Origin of the sequence: Kibdelosporangium phytohabitans (assembly GCF_001302585.1) — a bacterium.
GTDB lineage: Bacteria > Actinomycetota > Actinomycetes > Mycobacteriales > Pseudonocardiaceae > Kibdelosporangium > Kibdelosporangium phytohabitans.
Map to the genome: position 1 here is coordinate 2,976,654 of NZ_CP012752.1, position 12,453 is coordinate 2,989,106.

Consider the following 12,453-nt stretch of genomic DNA (forward strand, 5'->3'; position numbering starts at 1 on the left):
CAAGATACTCACGGAGAGGGATTTTCAGAGTTGGGCGTCAGGCGGGAACTTGGTCACGGCCGTGCTGACCGCGCCGGCGACAGCGTCGTGGTAGGCGCTGTTGAGCTCACCATTGGTGAGATACCCCGGCTTGAGCTGGTTCGGGTGCTGCGGATCGGCGACCGCGCCCGCGACGTCGATGACGTCGTTGGCACCGTACCGGAGGTAGTTGGCCAGCAGGTCGGCGTTGAGCTCACGCCTGCGCTGCTCCCTCGGATCGAGATCCGGCAATCCCAGCGCCGGGATCGTCGTCAGCACGACCCGTACGAGATTCCCGTCGGCCCGCCGGGTGTTGCGGATCCCGGCCGGACCGGTCGTGTGCATCAGCTCGGTGAGCTGCTGGGTGATCGTCGTCTTGCCTGCCCCGGTGAGGATGTCGTTGGCGCCGACAGCGACGACGACGGTGCGCAGATTCGGCTGGTTGAGCGCGGTCCGGTCCAGTGTGCGGTCGGCCAGCGTGGCCGTGGACGCGCCAAGACCGGCACGAGGGCGGTACGCCGAGTCGCCGAGACGGAGTATCCCGGCATCGGTGTACATGGCGATGCCCTGGTACGCCCGGACTTCCGACACAGAGCCCTTCAGCGCACGCCCGATCGTCAGCGGGCCCGAACTCGCCAAGGACGTGATGGCAGAGCTTGTCTGCTGGTACATGCCGTCCACGTAGAGCGTGACGTTCCGGCTCGCGGAGTCGTGGATGCCGACCAGATGCGTCCAGGTCCCGGTCTGGATGTCGGCGTTGGACACCGCGCTCACCGTCGCCGCCCCTGCCGTGTCGCTGACAGGCACCGTGAAAGCCCACTTCGTACCATCAGTGCGCAGGGAGAACGCTGTCGTGTTCTGGCCCTGCTGGCTGACGACTGTCTGAGCGGTCTTCTCGTTGACCTTGACCCACGCGGAGACGGTGTAGCTGGCATCCGTGGCCAGGACAGGTCCTGAGGTGGCCAGCGTCCCGGTGCCGTCGAGCGCGGCAACTCCGCCGCGGTCAGTGCTCCACGTGACACCGCCGGTGACGGTCGTGTGCGCCGTCCCAGCCGAGTCGCGTCCGTTGCCGTTGAGGTTCCACTGGCCTGACGGCGAGATCCCACCGCGGCTGGCGTTGACCAGCCCGCCGGGCACCGGAACCCCACCCGCGGCGAGTTTGCCGGGCAGGCTGTCGACCCATGTGTTGACGCCGTTGCTGAACTGGTCACCCAGCACCACAACCGTTCCGTGCTGGTTGTCCGTCGTTGAGACCTCGAGAGCGGACACGAAACGTGGGCCGTCGAGCGTCGTGGTGAACGGAGTTCCCGTGCTGTCCGCTGTCGCGTTGCCGTTCGCGAGCAAGGTTGTTTCCGCCGGGCTCGTGTGGACGGGCGCGACGGTTACCGCGTTCGGCAAGTGAACGCTGACAATCAGATTGCCTGAACCGCCACTCACGGCCGGGTACGAAACCGGGTCGCTGAGCATCTCCCCACCGGCGGGCAGTGTGACTGCCGCGTTGCCGCCGAACGTGAGTCTGACCGGTGCCGCGAGAGTCGCCCCGCTCGTGCCGCTCTGCGCCGCGATCGTGGCGGCGTCAACGGTGACCGGCGTGTTGCCATTGGTGTTGTTCAGTTTGACGCGGACGTGCCCACCCCTGGTGCTCGGCTTGATCACCGTGCGCAGTGTCTGGTCGGCGAACCGCGCACCGCCCGGCGCCGGTCGTGCCATGTCGGCAGGAGCGGACCAGGATCCGATCCACCCGGTGGCGACTGCTCGCGGTGCCATCGAGAACACGTGCAACGCCGAGGAACAGCTGCCGGGCAACATGTTCGTTCCGTAGTTGGGCAGCGTGACAGCCTGGAGCGTCTTGGTCGGGTCGGCGGGCAGGGACACCGCGTGGATCCTCGGCAGGACAGTCATGTCCTTGCCGGCCAGCCGGTTGCGGTAAGGCAGGACGAAGGCTGTGTCGTTGGTGCGCCCACCGGCCCAGTCGTCCACTTCGGGCAGCCGGGAATCCTGGGTGGTGCCGTCGGTGTACCGGATGGTCGCCGTGGCAACCGGGCTGACGCCGCACGTCGAGGCGACGAGCAGACTGACCGCGGTGGCCTTGACCTGGTCGATCGGGATCGTCTGGCCGATCGCGACCACGTTGTCGCCCGCACTCGTCGCAGCGGGCATCGTGAACCTGGCACCGTTGACCGTCGCCACGGCGCCCGGACCGTATCCGGCGGCCGCCATCGTCTGGGCGGACAACGACGCGTCACCGAGATCGAGGTTCGCCGGTGAGCCGTCAGCGCCGATTCCGTCGTTGTTCATCGCCGCGCTGAAACTGGCGGCCGTGACATTGTTGACGGCGACGGCGGTCAGATAGTCCACAGTGGCCTGAAAGCCGTTCGCCGCCGTGTTCTTGCCCACGGCAGTGATGGTCAGCCTGTGCGAGCCGGCTGTCAGATGCGCTCCGCCAAGAGGCTGGAAGACGCTCGCGCCGTCACCCGGTGCGTATCCGTCCCACGGAGTGGAGTCCGTGCGTTGCAGGGGAATCCCGTCGACAGCGATCCTCAGCTGACCGTGGTCGGGGCGTTTGGTCAGACCGATGCCCATGGCGTAGTCGGCCTCCAGCGGCACCTGGAACGTGAGGTCCAGCGACTGGTTCACCGCGTTCGCCTGGAATCCCAGCGCAGCGCCCTGTGACCAGGCCGGGCCGCCGGCCGCTCGCTGGTTGACCACGACAGGGACGTTCTGCCCGGCGGGCTGGCTCGGCGTGACCTGCTGGCGATCCTCAACCTCGTACCTGCGCGTCTGAGAGAGGCTGATGTAGTCGACAGCCGTCCCGTACTTGATGCCGATCGACTGTGGATTGGTGTTGACGCCCTTCACCGTCAGCGTGTGCGTTCCCTTGGTCAGGTGCCGGACACCGAGAGGCTGGTGATTGGTCTGGAGCCGGGGTGAGTAGGTGTCGATCGGCCGTTCCGGATCCGCCGAGTCGAACTGCTGCCCGATCCGCACACCGTCCAGCTCGAACACGGCCTTGCCGAAATCGTTCGCCTTCGTGAGTCCGATGCCGATGTCGTAGTCGCTCTCCACAGCCGTGCCGAAGGACATCGTGAAGGCCTGCCCGGCCGCGTTGCACGGGTGGAACACCTGAGAACCGCCGGACAGGCCGATGTCGCCACGAGGCTGCACGTAAGGAGTGCAGCTCTGTCCGGCTGGCTGCGAGAGAGGGAGGTTCTCAGCCTCGAGCCGCTGAGCGGACGAGCCGGTGTTGGGTGCGACGTGGAACGTGTACGGCTGGGACTCCGGCGACAGGTTGTGCGCGTCGTCGAAGCTGCGCACGTGCAGGGTGTGATACCCCGGCGGCAAACCGGCCGGGATCGGGATCCAGTTGGTGGCCTGCCCGGTGTGCGGGATCCAGCCGCCGCTGGTGCCGAAAGCCTTGTTGTACATGCAGTCTGTCGTCTTGGGGACGGTCTGTGTACCCGATCCGGTGAACGTGTACGTGTAGCCGGCGATGTTGCTCGCGCCGTTGGCGTTCACCGCGATCGCCCCAGGCGCGCCGTTGGGAGCGCCCCAGTACCCGGCGGGGTAGTCGATGCTGGCATCGATCACCGGCGCGGCGGCCGGGGGAACGGCGCGGACGATGAACGGATACTGTCCGCTCACAGCGGCCTTCATGTTGTGCGGGTGGTCGGGACTGGTCTCCGCAAGCACGCTGAACTGGTACGGGCCGTCCTTGAGGGGATCGGCCAGTTGCCAGCCACCCGTGCTGCCAGAGGCGATCGTGGTGTTACCGACACGGACGAAGGTGCCACCGCTCAGCACGTAGTTCAGTCGCAGGTTCAACGGTGGCGCGTTGTTGTCGCTCGCTGCGGCGTACAACACCGGGCGGGCGTCCGAGGTGATCGGTTTGCCGTCACACCGGACCTCGTTGGACACGCGCAGCCCGGTTGCCTGGTTGGGCGGATAGCTGAACGGGACGTCCAGCAGCGGGTTGTTGTCGAAAACCTTCCACTGCAAGTCGTTGTTCTCGTCAGGTGCGGCGACACCGAAGTTGAGCGCCGACCAGCCGTTGTCGACGGCACTCTGTACCCAGTCGCCCGCGTAGAACCGCACAGAGCGCCCTCCGCCGGTGCACTGGTCACCTGCCTCCGAGGATTGCGTGTCAAGAGAGTGCAGGAGCGGACCGGCCCACTTCGTATGCGCGCCGAATCCCCCTGCGGCATGGAGAGTCGTCGGTTCCGGGACGCAAGCGTGCGCGGCGTGCAGTTGCCCGATGTAGAACTGGCCGTCGAACAATTTGGGTTTGTGGCCGTTGCGCGGGAGAAGAGCGCTGACGTCGAAGCTGAAGAACGACCGCGCTGTCCACGTGCCCCTGCATTCGCCGTCGCGGTTGTAGCAGCGACCAGCACGGGCCGGTGCCGCCGCGTTGAACGACTCCCAGCCGTTGGACGTCACTTCGGCCCAGTTGCTCCGATTGCGCGAGAAAACCGGGTCGATGTAGAGCGGGTACGTGACGCCGGGGCCGGTGAGCGCCGCCGGGTCGGGGATCAGTGCCATCTCCACAGCCGCCCGGGCGCCGCGCGCGGCTGCCTTCGGAGTGACGACGGACTTGAGCTCGCTCACCTTGCCACCGCCGGAGAACACGGCAGTAGGTGCCGGGCCGACGTTCGGGTCGTGGCTGGAGTCCCACATCAGCGGGGTCGATTGGGCGAAGACGGCTTTGCCTGTCGAGTCGAACGCGGTCAGCACACCTTCGTCGCCCGCCCGCAGGTCGAGGTTGGTGGCTTCGACGTCGGTTCTGATGCTGGCCAGCGCCGGGTTCTTCGCCGCGTCGGCGTTCCGCACGACCAGGGTCTGGGTGTAGGTGTCCGAGTCGGCGACCAGTTTGAGGTCGACGCCCGGCAGGACATCGGCGTACGTCGCGGTGTTGCCGTTGAGAACCGGTTTGGGCAGCGGCCCCGGCCACCGGACCGACACGGCGCCACCACCATCGGCCACCCGGACGATCGGCTTGTCGCCTCCGCCGGAGAACGCCATGTCCGCGGCAGCGGCGACGGGTGTGACCGTACCGTCGGCGTTGACCTTCAACGTGGTGTCGATGCCACGCCAAACGCCGTCCTTCTTGACCCGCACCGGGCGGGCGTTCGACCGGAGCGTGAAGCTGCCGTTCGGATTCGCCAGCACCTGGCTCTTCTCGGTGTTCCTCTCCGGAATCTCCACCGGTGCGCCGGTCCGCGCCGCGCGCTGCACGGCGTCGGCCTCGGGGTCGGCCTTGCCGGACCCCGGTTCCTGCTTCGCAGGCTCAACCCGTTTCTGTGCTGTCTGCGCTGACGCAGCCGGTGCGAACACGACCGGCAGCGCCCCCAGTAACGTCGTGCTCAGCGCGGCCGCGAGCATGGATCTCCACCGCATGGCGGTGACTCCTCCCTAACCCAGGTTCTCTCAAGCCCGCGGAGCGAAACACCTCAGGCTCACGTCGCGCTTTCACGGCCCGGAACCGGTGAAAACCCCGTGAAATGGCGTCCTGCTGAACTCGCCGCTGGTGTCATGTCCCGATTTGGGGGTGGATATGTCGACAGATGTCGGTCGTTGGAGACCGGGCTGGCGTGGGTCCGCAGCAGGTATGGCAGCTGTGCTGTTCAGCACGCTCGTCGCCGCTGTCGGAGTCCCGGCGTCCGCAGCGCCGAGCAACCGGCCGCCGGTACCACAGGAGAAGGTGATCCCACATTCCGTTGTACCACTGGGAAAACAACACGTAGCAGCGACCCGGGACGAAGGCCCGCGGCGGGCCATCAGCTGGCCGGCCGCCGGCACCGCCGAGGTGGACTTCGCCGCAGCGCGCAAAGCCGACCAAGCGAGCGGTCTGCCGGTCAGGCTGCGTGAGCCGGCAGGCCCTGAGAAAGTCCGAGTGGCCATGGCTGACCAGGCCGTGAGCCGCCGAGCCGGCGTGACCGGTGTGCTTGTCGCGCTGGACCTCCACGCCGGCAAGCCAGGCCCGGCGACAGTCAGCGTCGACTACAGCTCGTTCCGGTACGCCGCCGGCGCGGACTTCGGATCACGGCTGCGTCTGGTGCGGATGCCCGCATGCGCGGTGACCACGCCCGACGTCCCCGACTGTCAGCGGCAGACGCCGCTGACTTCCCGCAACGATGCCTCGGCTCAGACCGTCACAGCCACTGTTCCAGTGGAAAAGCAGACCGTCGTCGCCGCCGTCGGCGGGCCGTCGGGCGCACAGGGCACGTTCGAGGCAAGCTCCCTGTCGCCATCGGGCACGTGGGGCACGTCCGGCAACTCGGGATCGTTCACCTGGAGCTATCCCATCACGGCGCCGTCGACGGCGGGCGGCGGCGCGTCAGTGGCCCTCTCGTACGACTCCGGCAGCGTCGACGGCCGGACCTCGGGCACCAACAGCCAGCCGTCATGGATCGGGCAGGGCTGGGAGTACTCGCCAGGCTACATCGAGCGCACCTACCGCGCCTGCTCGACGGACGAAGCTCTGCCGAAGGAGCACCGGACCGACGATCTGTGCTGGGCGGGGCAGATCGTGACGCTGAACCTGGACGGGAAATCGACGCCGCTCGTCTTCGACGCCGCCACCGGCTGGCACACCGGTTCCGAGAACGGTGCCAGGATCCAGCTCGTCAACGACCCAGGCAACGGCGCCTACCGGGGCGAGTACTGGAAGATCACCACGACGGATGGAACCTCGTACTACTTCGGCCGAGACAAGGGGCCCGGCCACACCGGCCAGCAGGTGACCAATTCCGCGTGGACGGTACCGGTGTACGGGCCGAAACCCGGGAATCCCTGCTACAACGCGGCGGGGTTCGACAAGTCCACCTGCACGCAGGCGTGGCGCTGGAACCTGGATTTCGTCGAGGATCCGGTCGGCAACGTGAAGGCGTACTACTACGACAGGGAAACCGGCTTCTACGGGCCGAACAAGAACACGACCTCGGTCGAGTACACCCGAGGCGGCGTGCTGCGCCGGATCGACTACGGCATCCGCCTGAAGAACGGCAGCATGTACGGCCAGACCGTGCCGGGCCAGGTGCTGTTCGACGTCACCGAGCGGTGCACGCCCAACGGCGCGATCACGTGTGCGCCCGACCAGTTCAAGCGCGAGAACGCCCTGCACTGGCCGGACACGCCGGTGGACATGGACTGCAAGAAGGACGCCAAGTGCGAGAACCACTCGCCGACGTTCTGGTCGACGAAGCGGTTGTCCACGATCACCACGCAGTACAACGCGGGTGCGGGTCCAATCAAGGTGGACGTCTACCGGCTGACACAGTCCTTCCCGGGTGTCGGCGACCTCGAGTTGCGGCTGGACCAGATCGAGCGCACCGGGTTCGGCAAGGACGGCAAGTCGATCGTACTGCCACCGGTGAAGTTCACCAGCCAGATGTACGCCAACCGGGTGGAGGGGTACAACAACCACCCGCCCCTGCCGCACTGGCGGCTGACGAACGTCACCACCGAGACCGGTTCGTCCATCAACGTCAAGTACAGCGAGGTCGAGTGCACGGCGACGAACGTGCCCGCCGACCAGTCGAACGTGGGCAAGCGGTGCTTCCCGGTCTACTGGGGACTCGACCTGAACAACCCGGACCTGGTGCTGGACTACTTCCACAAGTACGTGGTCGACCAAGTGGAAGTCCAGGATTGGGAAGCTGTCTCGCCGACCCAGACCACGACGTACACGTACGTCGGCGCCCCGGCCTGGCACTTCGACGACAACGAGGTCGTCAAACCGAAGAACCGCACCTACGGCCAGTTCCGAGGCTACGGCCAGGTGGAGGTCCGGACCGGAAAGGCGCCTGACAAGACGACGCTGACCCGCACGACGTACTACCGCGGGATGAACGACGACGTCATGCCCAAGGGAGGCAAGCGCCCGGCGGAGGTGGTGAACTCGCTGGGTGAGAAAGTGCCGGACAACGACAACTTCGCCGGAAGCGTCCGTGAGGTGCAGACGTTCGACGGCAACGAACTCGTGTCGTCGTCGATCACCGACATGAAGGTCGTCAAGACCACTGCCACTCGCAAGCGCGACGGCATGAACGCGCTGACCGCGGACATAGTCGCCACCGAACGCAGCCGTGACTTCACTGCTCTCGCAGCTGGTGGCACACGCGGAACGAAAACCGTCAACGAATACGACGCCATCGGACGGCTGAGCGCCACCACCAGCTCAGGCGACGGCGTGGCGGACATGTGCACCACCATGAAGTACGCCGACAACACCGAGTCCTGGATCCGCGACCGCGTCAAGGAAGTGATCACGTCACTCCAGGCCTGCCCGGCCACTGGCGGGGACCAGTCGCCGATCATCGCGGCGACTCAGACTTACTACGACGGCCAGGACAAGCTGGGGGTCATCACGGGAGCCGGTCTGGCGACTCGAACCGACACCGCGACCGCGAACACCAACGGCTCCTTGCAGTACGAAACCACCGCCAAGGCGGAGTACGACGCGTCCGGACGTGCGACACAGACCACCGACGCCGCCAACAGCACCACCACAACGGCTTACACGCCCGTTGACGGCGGGATCGTGTCGAAGGTCGTCACGACCAACGCACTCGGACAGTCCTCCACCATGGAGCTGGAGCCTTCTCGCGGCAAGACGCTGGTCGCCGAGGACGTGGGGAAGCGCCGCACCGAGGGGAAGTACGACGAACTCGGCCGGTTGACCGAGGTGTGGCGGCCCGGCCGGATGCGGGGATCCGACGCCAACACCAAGTACAGCTACCAGCTACGCGCCGACAAGCCTTCGACGATCACCACGCAGACCCTGGTCGACACCGGCGAGACGACCGCCTACATCACGTCGATCGACATCTTCGACGGCATGGGGCGACTGCGCCAGACACAGGCCGACGACACCAGCAAGCCCGCGGGGGTGGCCAACCGGGTCGTGAAGGATCTCTTCTACGACTCGCACGGCTGGATGGTTCGCGCCAACACCCGCTATGTCACTGACGGCCCGCCGACCACGACGTTGATCTCAGTCGCGGACGCCGCGGTCGACGCACGAACCGTCAGCTCTTTCGACGGAGCCGGCCGGCCGACGGCAGTCACCAGCTACCGGGGTCTCGTAGCCACCTCGGAAACCCGGACGGTGTACGGCGGGGACCGCGTCACCACCATCCCGCCGAAGGGCGGGGTCACCAGCACGACGGTCAGCGACGTACGCGGAAACAACACTTCGCTGCTGTCGTACACAGCACCGCCCACCATCACCGGAAGAATCGTGTCCGGCGGAGCACCGCAGACGAGCACATACAAGTACAACGCGCAGGGTCAGCTCGATCGGATGACGGACTCGGCAGGCAACGCGTGGACCTACGGCTACGACTTCCTGGGCCGTCAGGACCGTTCCGCGGACCCGGATTCCGGGGCACGCACCTCCACCTTCGATCTCGCCGGCCGGGTCACCTCCGTGAAGGACGCGCGTGGCCAAGTCCTGTCGTACGAGTACGACAAGCTGGGCCGCCGGATCACCGAGTACTCCGGGAAGAAGGAAGACAACAAGAAACTCGCCTCGTGGACGTACGACACCTCGCCAGGTGGCGTCGGAAAGCCCGCCTACAACACCAGGCACACCCCACAGGGTGACTACGTCAGCGGGATCAAGAACTACGACAGCGACGGCAACCCCGCCGTCCAGGTCATCGGAATCCCGCAGTCGGAGACTGGTTTCGCAGGCATCTACGAGACCACGCTGACCTACACCACGACCGGCCTGCTGAGGAGCGCTTCGAAGGAAGCCCGCGGCGGCCTGCCCGCCGAGGTCATCAACATGTACTACGACCGGTTCGGCAACGCGACGAAGACGGCTGGGTACAACACCTACGTCCTCGACTCGTCGTACACGCCCTTCCGTGAACCATCCCAGTACACCCTCGGTGTCAACGACAGCACGGGGTGGTTGACCTACGACCGCGACTCGCAGACTCGCCGGCTCACGAAGGCGAACCTGTCAGCGAAGCAAGCGTGGTCGCAGATCGACGATCTGCAGTACTCCTACGACCAGTTCGGCAACCTCAAGAAGATCGCGAACACCCAGGGCCAGTTGGATGCCGGTGGGCGCATACGCACTCAGTGCTTCGACTACGACTCGCTGACCAGGTTGTCCGAAGCGTGGACAGCCACCGACAACTGCGCAGCCGCGCCGTCGGCGGCCAACGTCGGCGGCCCGAAGCCCTACTGGACCAGTTGGACCTTCGACCCGACCGGACTGCGCAAGTCACAGGTCAAGCACGGCCTCTCGTCCAGCACGGACACCACGACCGCGTACTCGTATCCCACGCCGGGCGCGACCGCGGTACGTCCGCACGCCGTCCAGTCCTCCACGACTGGTGGCCTGACAACCAGTTACGAATACGACGCGTCCGGCAGCACCAAAGCCAGGAAGCTGCCGGGTGGTACACAAACCCTGGAGTGGAACGAGTACAACCGTCTGGCCAAGATGACCACCCCGGCAGGCGAAACGTCCTACGTGTACGACGCGGACGGTATACAGCTGCTGCGGCGCGACCCCGGCAAGAACACCCTGTTCCTTCCAGGCGAGGAACTGGCACGCGACACCAAGACCGGCGCGATAGCCGGAACGCGGTACTACGAGCACAACGGCACCGTGGTCGCATTGCGAGTCGGTGCCGGAGTGCCGCAGTACCTGCAAGCGGACCAGCACGGCACCAACCAGGTCAGCGTTTCGTCAACCGGATTCGCCGTGACAAGAAGGGAACTTGACCCGTACGGCAACCCGATCGGAACCACCGAAGGCGGAATCTGGCCGGACAACCACGGTTTCCTCAACAAGCCGCACAACGAGGTCACCGGTCTCTCGGACATCGGGGCCCGCAACTACGATCCGGAGATCGGCCGGTTCATCTCCGTCGATCCGCTCATCGACCTGTCCAGCCCCCAGCAGTGGACTGGGTACACGTACGCCAACAACAACCCGACCACGCTGAGCGACCCGTCGGGCCTGGCTCCGTGTGGTGCCCGGCCATGTGAAGACCCACCAAAGGGAAACCCTTGTGGTGCACGCCCTTGTGGTGAATGGGGCGACGGCAGACCACCGTCGAACCCGTGTGGTGCTCGCCCGTGTGATCCGCCACCGAAGAAGAACCCCTGTGGCGCACGGCCGTGTGAACAGCCGAGCCAGGTGAACAAGACCAAGACCACCAAGTACCCGAACCGGACACCGAAAGAGCACACGGACCTGACACAGGACCCGAAGCGCCGCAAGACGCTCCTGCGTCAGAACTTCGACAGGCTGCGTGACTCACAGCAGACGAACTACGACGAGTTCCTGGAGTTCAGGTCCGCGTTCTGCGCCGAATACCCCGACGAGACCGGCTGTGTCCCCACGGACAGGACCGGAGTCTTCCTCGACATAATGGGCTTCTTCCACCCTGCCTTCGATGGGATATCGATGGTCCGCGACGCCGTCAACGGGGACTGGGACAGTGTCGCCAACGACGCCGTGGGCTTGATCCCCGGTGTCGGCGACGCGCTCAAAGTCGCCAAGAACGGCCGCAAACTCTGCAGCTTCAGCGGCGACACCCAAGTCGTCATGGCCGACGGCTCGACCAAACCCATCGAGGACATCGAAGCCGGCGACCAAGTCCTGGCCACAGATCCGGAAACGGGTGAGAAGGGCGCCCGGACCGTCACCGCCACCATGGTCCACGAGGACACACTGCAGGACCTGGTCACCGAGGACGGGTCGAAGGTCACCACGACCGAGGACCACCCGTTCTGGAACGACACCGACCGCCAGTGGCAGCGCGCCGACCAGCTTGACCCCGGCGACCGCTTGCTGACGGCAAATGGTGCTTCGACTCGTGTCGCGGGCATGCGGCTCGTCAGCGCACACCTTGGAGCGGCGCACAACCTCACCGTCGACGACTTGCACACGTTCTACGTGCTGGTCGGGACCGACCCGGTTCTCGTGCACAACACATGCCCTGTGTTCAAGGAGGGCAGGAGGTACGAAGACATGGTGACGTTGTCGAATGGCAAGGATTATCTGATCGGCGCCGACAAAACCTGGGGTGATGGCAAGACGCTCGTGTTGGAGGACGTTTTCGTCGTCCCAGCGGACGGTGTGGCCAACCAGGAAAGTCTACGGCACTCCCTGGGTCCGGATGGCCGTGGAGAAATGTTGGGTTTGCTGCGCAATCGCTACGGAGCTCAGGCTGCCAGTCAAGGATACGACCGGATGGAGATCACCTTCACGCGGACGACAGGAAACGAAGGCCACCGGGGGAGAATCCCGATCAACCTCAAGTGATGAGATGGCAGGGCGCACGCGAGCTGGGGCCATGCGAACGTCAGGCTCTGCCAAGCTGTGCGAGATGATTGCCTGAATCAGGTGGTTCATGTCTTCGCGGGTTCCATCGTGAGCCCGCGAAGACACCCCCGACGCGGACTCACGCGGTC

General features: G+C 65.8%; 2 protein-coding genes. One reads left to right on the plus strand and one right to left on the minus strand.

The window, feature by feature from the left end; genetic code table 11:
* Nucleotides 1-24: 24 nt before the first annotated feature.
* On the minus strand, nt 25-5,409 hold the full coding sequence (locus AOZ06_RS13895) for a LamG-like jellyroll fold domain-containing protein (protein ID WP_083471671.1): 5,385 nt from the start codon (nt 5,407-5,409) through the stop codon (nt 25-27).
* Nucleotides 5,410-5,620: 211 nt separating this feature from the next.
* Between AOZ06_RS13895 and AOZ06_RS13900 the strand changes: the two genes are divergently transcribed.
* Complete coding sequence (locus tag AOZ06_RS13900; RefSeq protein ID WP_054289772.1) at nt 5,621-12,304, plus strand: polymorphic toxin-type HINT domain-containing protein; 6,684 nt, start codon at nt 5,621-5,623, stop codon at nt 12,302-12,304.
* Nucleotides 12,305-12,453 lie beyond the last annotated feature (149 nt).

Excerpts from the sequence above, each read along its gene's own strand:
- AOZ06_RS13895 (WP_083471671.1), bottom strand. The coding sequence starts at position 5,409 with ATGCGGTGGAGATCCATGCTCGCGGCCGCGCTGAGCACGACGTTACTG.
- AOZ06_RS13900 (WP_054289772.1), top strand. The coding sequence starts at position 5,621 with ATGGCAGCTGTGCTGTTCAGCACGCTCGTCGCCGCTGTCGGAGTCCCG.